Here is a 15,750-nt window from a genome sequence, read left to right as displayed (position 1 = left end):
CATATTTTATATTTCCTCTTCTTTTTTGTATCTGGACACTGCAAGTTCCGCCTCGCCCAAAAAGGACAATGAGCCGAAAATTACGATCACATCATCTTCCTCTGCCTGTTCCATAGTCTTTCTCACTGCAGAGCGGATACTTTCCGCTGCCTCTACGGAAGGATTTATTTTTTCTACTTCAGCTTTTAATTTCTTTGCAGAAAGCGCTCTGGGATTATCCGGAGTTTCCACTGTAATAATATGGTCTGCAAGGGGAGCTGTAATCTCTGTTACCTTCTGATAATCCTTATCCTGAAACATGCCGAAAATATAAAAAAGCTTTCTGTCCGGAAAATAAAGCTCCAGGGATTTTTTCAGCTCCTCTGCCGCTGCCGGATTGTGAGCGCCATCCATAACGATCACCGGTTCTCTGGAGATCACAGTAAAACGCCCTCTCCACACAGCTCTTTTCATTCCTTTATAAACAACCTGATCGGTAAGTAAATATCCCAGACTTCTGAGGGCTTCCACAGATTCCAGCGCAAGAGCGGCATTTATGATCTGGTAGCTTCCCATCAGGGAGATTTCCATATCCTTCCATTGCTTATAGGAAAACTTCTGTCTGTCATAACTGTGCGAAACCTCTGTCATCTGTCCTGGATTTGCTGTCTGTAGAATACATTCCTGTTTCCTGCAGACTTCCTCAATTACTTTCATGGCCTCCGGTTTCTGCAAAGCAGAGGCAACCCGTGTATGGGGCTTGATAATACCTGCTTTCTGCAGCGCGATTTTATCCAGGGTATCTCCCAGAAAATCCATGTGATCCATGCTGACAGAAGCGATTACTTCCAAAACAGGAGTCTTAATTACATTTGTAGCATCCAAAGCTCCGCCAAGCCCTGTTTCCAGCACAACAATATCACAGTTCTGTTCCAGAAAGTAAAGAAATGACAAAGCAGTTTCCACCTCAAAAATCGTCGGCTCTCCCACCTGTTCTTCTTTCATATTTTCAACCGCATTTTTTACCACTGTGGTAAGGCGGGCCAGATCTTCCCGTCCGATTATTTTTCCATCTACCTGGATTTTTTCTCTGTAGGAAAAAAGCACCGGGGAGATGTATCTTCCTGTACGGTATCCGGCTTCTGTAAGAATGGTAGAAAGATACGCCAGAACAGAACCTTTGCCGTTGGTTCCTGCAATATGAATAAATTTCAGCCTGTCCTGAGGATTTCCCAGCCTGTTTAAAAGCTCTATCATATTATCAAGACCAAGCACACTTCCGCCTTTTGATATCTGATCCAGATAACTTCTTGCTTCTTCGTAGTTCATGTCTGCTCCTTCCGTAATCCTTTACCTTTTATAAAATTCCTGCACTTTATCCAGTCTTGCCCCCATATTGCAAAGAAGAGCGTCTGAAATAGCAAGAGCGCACATAGACTCTATTACCACCACTGCCCGCGGCACGATCACAGGATCATGACGTCCGTGGATCTCCAGGGAAATATTTTGTCCTTTATCTGTCACCGTTTCCTGCGGCTGGCTTACGGAGGGAGTGGGCTTAATGGCTGCCCGCAGAAAAATTTCGCTTCCGTCACTGATTCCCCCCATGATTCCTCCTGCATGGTTAGAGGTTTTGACAATGCCTTTTTCGGAAGCCGCAAATCCGTCATTATCCTGAGAACCTTTCATCTGCGCCACATGGAAACCCTCTCCGATCTCCACACCTTTTACAGCGCCGACGGACATAACAGCCTGAGCAAGCACAGCATCCAGTTTTTCAAACACCGGGCTTCCAAGTCCTGCAGGGACTCCCTTGATCCGGCACTCAATGATCCCGCCTGCGCTGTCCTGTTCTTTCATGCACTGTTCCAGGTAAACGCCTGCTTTTTCTGCAGCGTTTTTATCCGGCATATAAAAGGCATTGTTTTCAATTTCTTCCGGGTGAAATTCTGTGATCACTACCGGTCCGATAGATTTTGTGTAGGTACAGAAAGAAATACCCAGCGATTCCAGAAATTTAATAGCAACAGCCCCTGCCGCCACTCTTCCAACTGTTTCTCTTCCTGATGAGCGTCCGCCTCCCCGGTAATCACGGAAGCCATACTTGGAATCAAAGGTAAAATCCGCATGGCCCGGGCGGTAGGAATAAGCAATATTACCGTAATCCCCGGATCTCTGATCCATATTTCTCACCATCAGAGAAACAGGGGTTCCGGTTGTTCTGCCCTCAAAAACTCCGGATAAAATTTCTACCTGATCTCCCTCTTTTCTGGCTGTGGTATAACGGCTCTGTCCCGGTTTACGGCGGTTAAGATATTTCTGGATGTGGCTTTCATCCAGTTCCAGTCCTGCCGGACATCCGTCCACCACTGCCCCCAAAGCTTTTCCATGGGATTCGCCCCAGGTTGTTACTGTAAAAAGTTTTCCAAATGTAGATTTATTCATATAAATTTCCCTTTGCCAGAACTTTTGAAAATACATTCAGTGTCTCATGGAGCACATCCTCTGAATGTGCGTCAGATAAGAACATTGCCTCAAACTGAGACGGAGCCAGATGAACGCCTCCGTTTAACATTGCCAGAAAATAGTTTGCAAAGGCTTTTGTGTCAGAAGTTTTTGCAGAAGTATAATCACAGACCTTTTCTCCTGTAAAGAAAATACTTCCAAGAGAAGAAATATGGTTCAGATGGCAGGTAAGTCCTGCTTTTTCTGCAAGATCTTTCATTCCTTCATAAAGCAGTTTCCCTTTTTTCTCAAGTCCTGTATAAACCTCCGGATGAGCATAAAGATATTTCAGCTGAGTAAGTCCTGCTGCCATTGCAACCGGATTTCCACTTAAAGTTCCTGCCTGATATACCGGACCTGACGGAGAAACCATTTCCATAATTTCCTTTCTTCCGCCATAAGCACCTACCGGCATTCCTGCGCCTATGATCTTGCCGTAAGTAACCATATCCGGTTTTACGCCAAAATATTCAGCCGCTCCGCCAAAAGCGAGGCGGAAACCTGTGATTACCTCGTCAAAGATCAGAAGCGCGTTATTTTTGTCACAGAGATCACGAAGTCCCTGAAGAAATCCTTCATCCGGAAGAACTACTCCCATATTGGCAGCTACCGGCTCCACGATCACTGCCGCCACCTGATCCTTTGCCTGCTCCATCAGTGTTTTTACACTGTCCAGATTATTGTATACTGCAGTCATGGTATCCTGCGTGCAGCCTGCAGGAACTCCTGCGCTGTCCGGAACACCGCTTGTCATAACGCCGGAGCCTGCGCTTACAAGAAGCGCATCACTGTGTCCGTGATAGCAGCCGGCAAATTTAATGATCTTACTTCTTCCTGTAAATCCTCTGGCTGCACGGACAGCGCTCATCACTGCCTCTGTGCCGGAGTTTACCATACGGACCATTTCCACGTGGGGAAGATGTTCGCAGATAAACTCTGCCATCTCAACCTCAACCTCTGTAGCGCAGCCAAAACTCAGACCTTTTTCACAGGCTTTTAAAACAGCCTCCCGGATCTCCGGAAAGTTGTGTCCAAGGATCATCGGCCCCCAGGAATCAATGTAATCGATATATCGGTTCCCGTCTGCATCATAAATATAACATCCGTCCGCATGGTCAATAAATCTGGGCGCTTCTCCAATGGCTCCGTAAGCGCGTACCGGACTGTTGACACCTCCCGGAATCCTTTTTACTGCGCGGTTAAATAATTCCTCTGATTTTGTCATCAACCGATTCTCCCTTCGTCAATAAATCCTGCAAGTTCTTTTGCATAATAGGTAAGATAGATCTGAACTCCTGCACGATAGGCGCTGGCAGCCATTTCACAGACAACCTTGTCCTCTTCGATCCACCCCATTTTTGCAGCGGCCTTTACCATAGCATACTCACCGCTTACGCTGTAGGCTGCAATCGGAACATTTGTTGCTTTATGTACCTCGGAAACCATATCAAGATAGGACATGGCAGGCTTGATCATAATAATGTCAGCGCCCTCTTCAATATCCGTAAGAGCCTCCTTCATGCCCTCCCGGCGGTTATGATAATCCATCTGGTAACTTTTTCTGTCACCGAACGCAGGCGCTGAACCGGCTGCGTCACGGAACGGTCCGTAAAAAGCAGACGCATATTTTACCGCATATGACATGATCGGTGTTTCCTTATGTCCGTTTTTGTCAAGGCACTGACGGATCGCGCGCACACGACCATCCATCATATCTGAAGGCGCAACCATATCGGCACCTGCTTCTACATGAGAAAGAGCAGTTCTGGAAAGAAGTTCAAGGGTGGCGTCATTCTCTACTTCGTGACCGCAGAGTACGCCGCAGTGTCCGTGAGAGGTGTATTCGCACATACATACGTCAGTAATATAATACATATCCGGAAACTGGCTTTTTGCTTCCCGAAGAGCCTTCTGAACAATTCCGTTTTCCGCATAGGCTCCGCTTCCCATCTCATCCTTGTGATCCGGAATGCCAAACAGCATAATGCTGCTTACACCGGCCTTTGAAAGTCTTTCCAGTTCATAGGGAAGACGGTCCACACTGTAGCGGAACTGACCTTCCATGGACGGAATTTCCTCTTCTATATTATGTCCTTCCCGGACAAACAGAGGATAAATAAGAGAGGACTTGTCAATTCTTGTCTCTCTTACCATTTTTCTCAGTGTCTCACTGCCTCTCAGTCTTCTTGGTCTCTGGATTAAATCCATGTTTCTCACTCTCTTTCCTTTTTGTGTTTTATTTCTTCTACCAGTCGGATCAGATGTTCGATAGTAGCTTTTTCTGCCATATAAGTATCCATTCCCAGTTCATCTGCCGCTGCCTTTGTCTGCTTTCCGATGCAGGCGGCAGTAAGCCCTGTATAATCAGCGCCCGGTGTGCTTTCCGCAAAACCTTTCACGGTAGACGCACTGGTAAATACCACACAGTCTATATTTTTGTCAGTGATTTCTTTTTTTATGTCAATAAGACTGCTGCTCTCATAAAGAGTTTCATAGGTGGGGATATCGTCAACAATACCGCCTGCCTCCTTAAGAAGCCTCACCAGATTCTCATTTCCTTTTTTTGCTCTGGGGATCAGGATTCTCTCTCCGCCTTTCAGTTCTTTTGCAAGCGTTTCACCCAGGCAGTCTCCGTCATAAATCTCAGGTATCAGGTCTGTAAGCAGACCTCTGTCCTCCAGAACCTTTCCGGTTCCCTGACCGATTGCTGCAAGACGGATCCCGGCAAGACTGCGGATATCCATTCTGCGGCGTTTCAGCTCATCCAAAAAGATCTCTGCTCCTGTAGGGCTGGTAAATACAGCCCACTGATAATCTGAAATGTGATCCAGCGCCTGATAAAGCGCAGTCTGATCTTCCAGAGCCTCAGTCCGGATAGAAGGAAGCTCCAGAACCTCAGCTCCCTTTTCTCTTAAAAGCTCTGTAGTGCGGGAGCTTCTGTTTTTCGGTCTTGTAACAAGTACCTTCCAGCCCATCAGAGGAAGCTTTTCATACCAGTTAAATTCATCTGCAAGGGCGCAGACCTTTCCTACCACGATAATGGCAGGCGTCTCGATCCCCTGACGTTTTACCTCTGTTTCCAGAGTGCTGACTGTGGCTATAATTTTTTTCTGTCCTGCTGTGGTTCCTTTCTGGAGAATCGCAGCGGGCATTTCCGGATCCATTCCCTCATCCAGAAGTCCCTGACAGATATCATGAAGGGCAGCCACTCCCATCAAAAATACAAGCGTACCCTTTGTATCTACAAGAGCCCGGAAATTAATGTCATACTCTTTTCCTGCTCTTCTATGACCGGTAATAATATGAAGAGAAGAACAAAAATCTCTGTGTGTCACAGGAATTCCGTTATAGGCCGGAACTGCCAGCGAAGAAGTTACTCCGGGAACAATCTCATAAGGGATCCCATGCTCGGTAAGAAGCTCCAGCTCCTCTCCTCCTCTTCCAAACAGAAAGGGATCTCCCCCTTTAAGGCGCACCACGCGGAATCCTTTCTGCGCTTCCTCCAGAAGCACCTGATTGATCTGTTCCTGAGGAAGTGTATGCTTATCTGCCCGTTTTCCTACATAGATCAGTCTTGCGCCGTCCGGGATTTTTGTAAGAACGCCCTGTCCTACCAAGCTGTCATATACAACTACTTCCGCTTGATTAAGAACCTCAAGGCCTTTCAGAGTAAAAAGTCCGGCGTCTCCCGGACCTGCACCTACCAGCCATACTTTTCCAATACTCATGATGACTCTCCTTTTTCCATGGATTCTTTCAGATGTTCTGCAAGAGTGATACCCAGCTCCTCTGCTCTTAAAGGATCACCTTCCAGCTGGCCCTTTATATATGCCCCGTCTTCTTCTCTGTAATAAAGCCCCCGAAGCAGCAGCCTGTCCCCACGAAGCTCTCCATAGGCAGCCACAGGAGAAGAGCAGCCGCCGTCCAGATATTTTACATAAGCTCTTTCCGCAGTTCCGCACACCCAGGCCTCTCTGTCACAGTATCCTTCCAGACAGGAATAGTCTTCCTCTGCCCTTCCCTGAACTGCCAGAATTCCCTGACCGGCTGCAGGAAGCATCTCTTCCACTGTAAAGTAACGGCTGATTCTGTTTTCCAGCCCCAGACGTTTCAGTCCTGCTGCCGCAAGGATCAGACCCGCATACTCTCCTTCATCCAGTTTCCGAAGTCTTGTCTGAAGATTTCCCCGGATACTTTTCACATCCATATCCGGGTAAAGCTCTTTCAGCTGCAAGGTTCTGCGAAGGCTGGAACATCCCAGAGGCTTCTTTTTATCCAGATGATCCACGCCCTTTGGAAGAACAAGAACATCTCTGGGATCTTCTCTTTTGGAAAAAGCCAGAAGCGGAAGCTCAGAAGGAACTTCCATAGGCATATCCTTCAGGCTGTGAACAGAAATATCTGACCGTTTTTCCATAAGAGCCAGATCAAGTTCTTTTACAAAAAGTCCTTTTCCTCCGATCTTATCAAGAGTTCGGTCAAGAATCTTGTCACCTGTGGTTTTCATTGTCAGGATTTCTGTATGTAATTCCGGATGATTTTTATTGAGAAAGCTTTTTACCATCTCACTCTGCAGTACTGCCAGAGCGCTTTCTCTGCTTCCGATGATTATTTTATTCTTTGTCATTTTCCGATGCTTCCTCCATGGCTTTCTGAATAGCGATCCGGACTTTTTTTGCCTTGTGATGATCCAGTCCGCTTGCAGTGATCCCAACTACCATTTCATCCTTCATATAAATTCCCGGAAAGTAAAAATCACATTTGCTCTTATCGTCCGCAATATTCACATAAATGCCCTCTTCTTTACAGACACGATAGATTTCATCATTCAGTTTCCAGTCGTTGGTAGCTGCGATCACCATATATGCCATCTGAAAATCCGAACGTTTTACAGGACGGGTGATCAGATTTACATAACCTGCTGTACCAAGCCCCCGAAGCTCCTCAGTTACCTTTGGGGCAATCGCCGTTACATTTCTCGTAAACTGAAGCAGCGTCTTAACTCTCCGGGTGGCAATATTGCCTCCGCCCACTACCACCACATTTTTGTCTGAAAGATCTATAAACATGGGAAAATATCTTTTAGTCTTCATAAAGCTTCTCCAATCCGGCCACACATTCCAGAAAAAGTTCCTGATTCAGGCTGTCTCTTAAACCGAAGATCAGTTTATTCACAACCTTTCCGGCAGCAGTATCCACCGCTTCAAGAAGGCTTTCTCTGTCCTTTTGTTCCATAGGTGTTTTTTTCAGAATTTTTTCGATACGCAGGTTCAGATCCTGTACCGCATCCTCTCTGATCTCCTGAATCCTTGGAATCACATCGCGGCCCTCCAGCCACTGATAAAACTCCTCCAGCTGCTCTTTTACGATCTGTTCTGCCTTCCGGATACTTTCACTTTGCTCGGAAGATATTTCAGACGAATGAAAGCTGTCCATGTCATAAAGGCTGATGCCTTTCCGCCTTCCAAGAGCAGGGTCAATATCCCTGGGTACTGCCAGATCCACAAGGATCAGCTTCTCCGGAAGATCAATATCAGAAAACTGATCTTCTCTTAATGTAAAATTAGGACTTGCAGTTGCGCTGACAACAAGATCACATTTCGGAAGATACGCCATCCGTTCTCCATAATTGATCCTTTTACATCCCTCCGGGATCTCCACAATCCCGCTTCGGTACTGGCGTACTGTAACCGTTACATCAGCCCCTGATTCACGGAGCGTCTGGGCGGCAACCTTTCCCATTTCTCCGTTTCCGATAACCATACAGGTTTTCCCTTTTATTTCATAGCCCTGAGCTTTCAGAGAACAGACTGCCTGATGGATCACGGAAGGATTTCCATGAGCAAGAGGCGCCTCTGTCTTTATCTTTTTACCTGCTGTTACTGCCATACGGAAAAGAACCTCCAACACACTGTCCGAGGTAAAATGTTCTCTGGCAAGATTCAGAGCATCCTTGATCTGAGTCAGGATCTGATCTTCTCCCAGAATCTGAGACTTCAGCCCCCCTGCCAGATAAAACAGGTGAGCTGCCGCCTCTTTATTTTTTCGTGTTACAAAATATTTTTCATAGGAGGTTTCCTGCACCCCTTTTAACTGACAAAGGCACTGATACAGGGAAATCTCCTGATCTTCTTCATGACTTGCCCAGATTTCCAGGCGGTTGCAGGTAGAAAGAATCACACAGCCATGTACCCCCGCTGTATGTTTCAGCTTTTCCATAGCTTCCCCTGCGTTTTTCTTTGTAAAGGCAAATAATGCCCTGATATCAACCGGCGCACGACCGTGATCTATTCCAATCATGGAAATGGTCATAATGTTTCTCCTTTTTGTTCAGACATATCTCCAGATGCCTCAAAGCTTATATATCTGTCCACTGAACATACTATTCTTTATGATAAACATTACAACGCTCAATGTCAATGCTGGCGAACATTTTTCCCCAAATATCACGGTCCGCTCCGTTAAACAGCTACTGTAATTCCACTGTTTTTGTGGCGACTACATCCACTCCGGTTCCTGCCACATCAGCAAGTACGACATCTCCTGTATATACCGGCGCCGGAACCTGGATGTTTTTCAGCACCCTGATGCAGTCAAAAATCTTTTCTTTTGGAATATCAGTTTTTGTTCTTACAGAAACTACGGGGATTTTTCCGCCTGTTACTGTTACTGTGGTGGTAACAGTTCTGGCCGGAGCTGTTACCTCTTTTTCTCCATAAATCCTTCCCCGCTTACATGTATTTCCCTCTACAGAGATCACTGCTCCCTGTTCTGTTTTTACAGTCAAGGCGCAGCCAACCGGACAGCCTATGCAGATTAAATGTCTTTCCTCCATGTTTATGCCTCCTGAATTTTTATGGTTATCTGCTTCAGCGCAGGATACTCCATAAGCTGCGCTTTTTTCAGAATCAGTTCCTCCATCTCTCCCGGCGCTACATATAATCTTTTTTTGCGGATCACCTGTTTTTCATCAAAGTAAACACACACATAGCAATTGCGGTAAACGCAGCCCACCCGGAAACGAACCGTAAGATCTTCTTCCATATATTCCGGTCGGATAAAAGAGGGAACTGTATAGCGGACACCGCCGTCAGAAATAATGCAGATCTTATGGTTTTCTCTTATCTCTTCTTTTTCCTGATTCTGCCGGGAAGATTTTTGATTTCTGATAAAGTCCGCCGCAAAACGTCCTGCCGCAGCAGCCTCCTGTGACACAAAATCTACCAGATCATGCACATGAAGAACATTTCCACAGGCAAACACTCCTGGGACATTTGTTTCCAGACTTTCATTTACCACCGGACCTGAAGTAGCCGGATTCAGCTCCACACCCATTTTCCCCGATATCTCATTTTCCGGGATCAGCCCCACAGATAAGAGCAGCGTATCGCAGGCATACTCTTCTTCAGTACCCAGAATGGGCTTTCCTCTCTCATCCACCTTTGCAAGAGTTACTCCTTCTACCCGTTCTCTTCCTTTAATATCCACGACTGTGTGACTGAGCTTTAAAGGGATTCCATAATCCTCCAGACACTGCACAATATTTCTCCTGAGTCCGCCGGAATAGGACATCAGTTCCGCCACTGCTTTTACCTTTGCCCCTTCCAGAGTCATTCTTCTTGCCATAATAAGTCCGATATCTCCAGAACCAAGGATCACAACCTCACGTCCCGGAAGATATCCCTCCATATTTACCAGTCTTTGTGCAGTTCCTGCAGAAAAAATCCCGGCCGGACGATATCCCGGAATGTTCAAAGCTCCTCTTGATCTTTCCCGGCAGCCCATGGCAAGGATCACCGCTTCTGCCTTTATTTCCAGAAGCCCTTCCTCCCTGCTCAGAGCAGTGATGATCTTTTCCTGACTGATATCTGCAACCATGGTATTCAGCCTGTATTCAATACCAAGCTCCTGTACCTTTTTTATATAGCGCTGCGCATACTCCGGTCCTGTCAGTTCTTCTTTAAATGTGTGAAGGCCGAAACCATTGTGGATGCACTGGTTCAGAATCCCTCCAAGCTCTCTGTCCCTTTCCAGGATCAGAATTTTCTGTATGCCGTTTTCTTTTGCAGAAACTGCCGCAGCCAAACCTGCCGGACCGCCTCCTATAATTACAACATCATATGCTTCCATGATAATAGTCCCTCCTGTATCTGGTCAGAATGTATCTTTATTGATTCCCAGAATGATTTCTGAATTTTTTCCACATTTGGTAATCTCTGCCATATCCATTCCAAGCTCTCTGGCAAGAATCTCCATGGTCTTTGGAGAACAGAAGCCTGACTGGCAGCGTCCCATTCCCGCTCTTGTTCTGCGCTTGATGCCGTCCAGTGATCTGGCACCTAAAGGACGGTGGATGGCGTCCAGGATTTCTCCCTCTGAAACCATCTCGCATCTGCAGATTATATTTCCATAAGCCGGCTGCTGTTTCAGAAGTTTTCGATATTCTTCTTTATCCAAATCTGCCGGATTAAGGATTCCCTTTCTCTCAGAAATAAAATCGTCTTTTTCTTTAAGATCCAGTCTTGTTTTCAGAATACCTGCAACCATTTCTCCAACTGCAGGAGCTGCGGTAAGCCCCGGCGACTCAATTCCTGCACAGTCCACAAAATCAGGCGCATCCTCAGGCTCTCCAATAACAAAATCATCACCTTTCTCATGAGCGCGAAGACCTGCAAAGGAAGTGATCACCTGTTTCACAGGAAGATTTTTTACATTCATTCCTGCTTTCCGGATCAACTGCTCCAGCTCCTGCGCGGAAGTATTGGTTCCTTCTTTATTTTCCACATCTTCAGCAGTTGGCCCCAGAAGAAGATTTCCATGAACCGTAGGCGTTACAAGAATCCCTTTTCCATATTTTCCCGGAAGAGAAAATACCGTTCTGTTTACATGAGTTCCGGCACTTTTGTCCAGAAGACAGTAGCACCCTCTCCTTGGCGTAATGGTAAGCTTTTTTTCACTAACCATATTGTGGAATCGATCTGCGTAAACTCCTGCTGCATTGATCACCGTTTTTGTCAGAAAAACTCCTCTGGAAGTTTCAATTTCCCACCCTTTTGGAGTTTTTCTGATATTCTGTACCTCTGTGTCAAATCTGAATTCCGTTCCATTGGCTGCCGCATTTTCTGCAAAAGCCAGATTCATGGCAAAGGGACATACGATTCCCGCTGAAGGCGCATAAAGCGCTGCATACACTTCGTCTGTAATATTGGGTTCCATTTCTTTCACCTGCTCCCGGTAAAGAATCTGAAGCCCTTTTACTCCGTTTTTCCTTCCCCTTTCATAAAGAGTCTCAAGTTTTGGGAAATCTTCTTTATGAATGCAGACCACCAAAGAGCCATTTCTTTTAAAAGGAAAATCCAGTTTTTTTGAAAGCTCTTCCATCATCAGATTTCCCCTGACATTAAGCTTTGCCTTTAAAGAACCCTCCACAGCGTCATAGCCTGCATGGACAATGGCGCTGTTTGCCTTTGAGGTTCCGCAGCACACATCCTCTTCTTTTTCCAGTACACAGATTTTTGCCTGATAACGGGATAATTCTCTTGCACAGGCAGTTCCCGTTACACCTGCCCCGATAATCATTACATCATACATAGCTTCTGCTCCTTTTTTCATATGGCATTCTCGGAAGCGTTTTTATTCTCCGGGAAATTCCGTACAAAATGTATGAGTTCCCGATAAACGAAAAAGCCCGACAAATAAACGCACAGAATCTATGCGCTATCTGTCAGGCTCTCTTCTCTCATGCCTTTTCTTTTTCAGTTGTCCCAACAGGATTCCTGTTCTGTTTCTATAACCTCCATACCTGATGACTGGTAGAGGAAACACCCATTGCACCGGCATCCAGCGCCGCCACCACGGCTTCTCTGTCTGAGATCAGTCCGCCTGCAATGATCTTTATTTTTACCAGATGGCAAAGCTTCTCAATAATGCCCGGCATCACTCCCGGAAGAACTTCAATAAAATCCGGCTTTACACTGTACTGCTGCTGGCAGATATTTTCAAATGCCATGGAATCCAGAAGGAAAAATCTTAGAACCGTAAACATGGACAATTCTCTGGCTCTTCGGATCAGGGATGGCTTTGTGGTAATGATCCCATCTGCCATAGTATTGGTATGGATAAAGTCCACAGCCACCTCTCTTGTACTCAGTCCGCTGATCAGATCCACATGAACCATAGCGATCTTACCTGCATCCTTCACTGCTTTTACAATCTTTCCAAGAGAGCAGATGTCCCCATATAAAATAAAAACAATCCTGATCTCCGGGATACCGCAACATTCTTTCAGATCTTCCGGACTTTTTACTGCTGCGATCACAGGATTTTCTTCCACTGCATCCAAAAAATTCTGATTCATTTCTGCTGCCCCGTTTCTTTCCTTTTGAACTGATTTTACTATATCACACAAGGCTTCCTGATTCAATAAATTTTCTGAAAAAACATGGAAATCAGATCACATAATTTCCCCCGTCCTCTCCTTCACGGAGGAGATCCTCCAGTGTGATCCTGTCGAAATATTCATTAATCAGCTGATAAAATCCCTGCCACATAGTTAAAGTCTTACAGACGGAAGCTCTCTCACAGAGATTCGGCTCGTCCTCCAGACAGGCAATGGGCGCCAGGGAGCCTTCTGTAAGCCTTAAAATACTGCCCATGGTGTACTCCTCCGGTGTTCTGGAAAGACGGTATCCGCCGCCTTTCCCCCTGAGGGCATGAACAAATTTATTTTTGCTCAGAACGGACACAATGGCTTCCAGGTATTTTTCGGAAACTTCCTGTCTTTTGGCAATATCCATAAGGGGAATATATTCTCCGGTATTGTGTTCTGCAAGATCCAGCATGACACGGATCGCATAGCGTCCTCTTGTTGATATCTTCATCCTAACGGCCTCTTTCTGCTATATTTCATCATAGGTTTCCAGGAAATGATGTTTTACTCCGTCTTTCTTATATGCCACCACAGTATTGATGTTTACATTTTCCACGCTTTTAAATATGTTAAACTCGATTACAGGGTCCTTCTGAGCAAGGCTGTGGATCAGCTCCTTCACCTCTGCCCGTTTTGAGCTTTTATCTGTCTCTTCATCTGCACACTGCTCTGTAAAGCGGCAGGCACACCGTAGAAATCTCAGTCCATTATAATTTGCCCAGTGGATAATATCTTCCTCTCTGATAAGATACATGGGGCGGATCAGCTCCATTCCCTCAAAATTGGTACTGTGAAGCTTTGGCATCATAGTCTGTATCTGGGCTCCGTAAAGCATTCCCATAAGGATCGTCTCGATCACATCATCATAATGATGGCCCAGCGCGATTTTGTTGCAGCCCAGTTCCTTTGCCCTGCTGTAAAGATATCCTCTTCTCATTCTCGCACAGAGATAACAGGGAGAGCTTTCCTCTCCTGCCACCACATCAAAAATCTCCGACTCAAAAACCGTAATAGGAATCCCGAGAGTTTTGGAATTTTCAAGGATCAGCTGATAGTTTGCTTCATTATATCCGGGGTTCATTACAAGAAAAACAACTTCAAAATTCTTTTTTCCATGACGGGCCAGCTCCTGAAAAAGCTTTGCCATAAGCATGGAATCCTTTCCTCCGGAAATACACACTGCAATTTTATCTCCGTCTTTAATCAGCTCATATTCATTGATAGCTTTTGTAAAACGTCTCCATATAGGTTTACGGAATTTTTTGATGATGCTTCTCTCAATTTCCCGTATTCTTAAATTCCGGGCTTCCTCTTCTGTAAGCCCGGTCTCATTTATCTGGTTTGTTTCCAAGGTATTTGTATCCATAACATTCTCCGTTCTGCTGATGTTTTCTTCTTTTTGCTGCAAAAGAAGAGAACTCCGTTACAGTATACATGCACAGACATGTTACGGTCAAGAAGTTCTCTCTTGTTTTATGTTACTATGCTCTATATGGATTTCTGTTTCATAATATTCCGGTGTCTGTTAAATTGCTTTAAAGGCCTCTTCCAGATCCTGGATAATATCGTCTATATTTTCTGTTCCCACAGAAAGACGGATGGTATTGGGATGGATTCCCTGTTCAAGAAGTTCCTTTTCTGTACATTGACTGTGAGTGGTTGTGGCAGGATGGATCACCAGAGATTTTACATCCGCTACATTTGCCAGAAGAGAAAACAGTTCCAGGTTATCAATAAACTCTTTTGCCTTCTGCTCTCCTCCACGGATCTCAAATGTAAAAATCGATCCTCCGCCTTTTGGGAAATACTTCTGATAAAGAGCTTTTTGGTCTTTATCCTGTGTCACAGAGGGATGATGAACACATTCCACCTGGGGATGACAGTTAAGATATTCCGCTACTTTAAGAGCGTTTTCCACATGTCGTTCCACTCTTAAAGACAGAGTTTCCAATCCCTGAAGAAAAAGGAAGGCATGAAAAGGAGACAGCGCAGCTCCGGTATCTCTGAGAAGAATCGCACGGATTCTGGTAACAAAGGCGGCCGGTCCTGCTGCCTTTGTAAAACTGATTCCATGATAGCTTGGATCCGGTTCCGTAAGACAGGGGAACTTTCCGGAGTCCTCCCAGTCAAAGTTTCCTCCGTCTACGATGACGCCACCCACTGCTGTTCCATGTCCACCAATGAATTTTGTTGCAGAATGGACTACCACATCTGCTCCGTATTCTATTGGGCGCACCAGATAAGGCGTTGCAAAGGTATTATCCACAATAAGGGGAATTTTATGCTTATGGGCAATTCCGGCAACTGCTTCAATATCTACCACATCTGAATTGGGATTTCCAAGAGTTTCAATAAATATGGCCTTTGTATGATCCTGAATGGCAGCTTCCAGCTCTTCGGCATTGAAAATATCTACAAAGGTCGTTGTGATCCCATACTGAGGAAGCGTGTGGAGAAGCAGATTAAAAGTTCCTCCGTAAATATTTTTTGCCGCTACGATGTGACCGCCGTTCTGCGCCACATTCTGGACAGCATAGGCTATGGCTGCCGCCCCGGAAGCCACTGCAAGAGCTGCCACGCCTCCTTCCAGAGCTGCCATACGTTTTTCAAAAACCTCCTGTGTGGGATTGGTCAGTCTTCCATAAATGTTTCCCGCATCACTGAGATCAAACCGCGCAGCCGCATGATCACAGTTATGAAACACGAAAGAAGAACTCTGATAAATGGGAACCGCTCTGGCATCCGTTGCCGGATCCGGAAATTCCTGTCCTACATGAAGCTGAAGTGTTTCAAATCTAAATTTTCTCTGTTCTCTTCTGATTTTTTCACCCATAATT

At 45.6% G+C, this 15,750-nt stretch carries 15 protein-coding genes; all 15 read right to left on the bottom strand.

The genetic code is table 11. From position 1 onward, the window contains the following. Nucleotides 1-6: 6 nt before the first annotated feature. Nucleotides 7-1,308 carry a bifunctional folylpolyglutamate synthase/dihydrofolate synthase gene (locus tag LU279_RS06085; RefSeq protein ID WP_274421640.1) on the bottom strand — a complete coding sequence of 434 codons (1,302 nt, stop codon included), beginning with the start codon at nt 1,306-1,308 and terminating at the stop codon, nt 7-9. Between the two features lie 21 nt (nt 1,309-1,329). Further along, nucleotides 1,330-2,424, bottom strand: a complete 1,095-nt coding sequence (aroC, locus tag LU279_RS06080; RefSeq protein ID WP_274421639.1) for a chorismate synthase — start codon at nt 2,422-2,424, stop codon at nt 1,330-1,332. Then, nucleotides 2,417-3,709: a glutamate-1-semialdehyde 2,1-aminomutase gene (hemL, locus tag LU279_RS06075; RefSeq protein ID WP_274421638.1), complete on the bottom strand. Its 1,293-nt coding sequence runs from the start codon at nt 3,707-3,709 to the stop codon at nt 2,417-2,419. Before hemL ends, aroC begins: the two co-directional genes overlap by 8 nt. Then, complete coding sequence (hemB, locus tag LU279_RS06070) at nt 3,709-4,692, bottom strand: porphobilinogen synthase (protein WP_274421637.1); 984 nt, start codon at nt 4,690-4,692, stop codon at nt 3,709-3,711. The genes hemL and hemB overlap by 1 nt, the downstream gene beginning before the upstream one ends. Before the next feature lie 5 nt (nt 4,693-4,697). Next, the gene (gene cobA / locus LU279_RS06065; RefSeq protein WP_274421636.1) at nt 4,698-6,212 is read right to left on the bottom strand and encodes a uroporphyrinogen-III C-methyltransferase; all 1,515 of its coding nucleotides are present in this window, start codon (nt 6,210-6,212) and stop codon (nt 4,698-4,700) included. Continuing rightward, nucleotides 6,209-7,111 carry a hydroxymethylbilane synthase gene (gene hemC, locus LU279_RS06060; RefSeq protein ID WP_274421635.1) on the bottom strand — a complete coding sequence of 301 codons (903 nt, stop codon included), beginning with the start codon at nt 7,109-7,111 and terminating at the stop codon, nt 6,209-6,211. Before hemC ends, cobA begins: the two co-directional genes overlap by 4 nt. Next, nucleotides 7,098-7,577: a precorrin-2 dehydrogenase/sirohydrochlorin ferrochelatase family protein gene (locus LU279_RS06055; RefSeq protein ID WP_274421634.1), complete on the bottom strand. Its 480-nt coding sequence runs from the start codon at nt 7,575-7,577 to the stop codon at nt 7,098-7,100. The genes hemC and LU279_RS06055 overlap by 14 nt, the downstream gene beginning before the upstream one ends. Then, complete coding sequence (hemA, locus tag LU279_RS06050; protein WP_274421633.1) at nt 7,567-8,796, bottom strand: glutamyl-tRNA reductase; 1,230 nt, start codon at nt 8,794-8,796, stop codon at nt 7,567-7,569. The genes LU279_RS06055 and hemA overlap by 11 nt, the downstream gene beginning before the upstream one ends. A gap of 157 nt (nt 8,797-8,953) precedes the next feature. Then, nucleotides 8,954-9,319: a DUF1667 domain-containing protein gene (locus tag LU279_RS06045; protein ID WP_274421632.1), complete on the bottom strand. Its 366-nt coding sequence runs from the start codon at nt 9,317-9,319 to the stop codon at nt 8,954-8,956. A 2-nt stretch (nt 9,320-9,321) separates the two neighbouring features. Next, a complete protein-coding gene (locus tag LU279_RS06040; RefSeq protein ID WP_274421631.1) occupies nt 9,322-10,614 on the bottom strand; it encodes an NAD(P)/FAD-dependent oxidoreductase in 1,293 nt (430 codons plus the stop codon). Between the two features lie 24 nt (nt 10,615-10,638). Further along, a complete protein-coding gene (locus LU279_RS06035) occupies nt 10,639-12,075 on the bottom strand; it encodes an NAD(P)/FAD-dependent oxidoreductase (RefSeq protein WP_274421630.1) in 1,437 nt (478 codons plus the stop codon). A gap of 196 nt (nt 12,076-12,271) precedes the next feature. Next, nucleotides 12,272-12,841, bottom strand: coding sequence for a glycerol-3-phosphate responsive antiterminator (locus LU279_RS06030; protein ID WP_274421629.1), 570 nt, complete (start codon nt 12,839-12,841; stop codon nt 12,272-12,274). A 91-nt stretch (nt 12,842-12,932) separates the two neighbouring features. Further along, entirely contained in the window at nt 12,933-13,364 is a 432-nt protein-coding gene (locus LU279_RS06025) for an RrF2 family transcriptional regulator (RefSeq protein WP_274421628.1), read from the bottom strand. Nucleotides 13,365-13,382: 18 nt separating this feature from the next. Further along, nucleotides 13,383-14,279, bottom strand: coding sequence for a tRNA 2-thiocytidine biosynthesis TtcA family protein (locus tag LU279_RS06020; RefSeq protein WP_274421627.1), 897 nt, complete (start codon nt 14,277-14,279; stop codon nt 13,383-13,385). A 159-nt stretch (nt 14,280-14,438) separates the two neighbouring features. Continuing rightward, nucleotides 14,439-15,746 carry an O-acetylhomoserine aminocarboxypropyltransferase/cysteine synthase family protein gene (locus LU279_RS06015; protein ID WP_274421626.1) on the bottom strand — a complete coding sequence of 436 codons (1,308 nt, stop codon included), beginning with the start codon at nt 15,744-15,746 and terminating at the stop codon, nt 14,439-14,441. Nucleotides 15,747-15,750: the final 4 nt, after the last annotated feature.

It is taken from the genome of Blautia sp. XA-2221 (assembly GCF_028767025.1).
Classification (GTDB): Bacteria; Bacillota; Clostridia; order Lachnospirales; family Lachnospiraceae; genus Blautia_A.
This window is presented reverse-complemented; position numbering and strand designations above follow the sequence as displayed.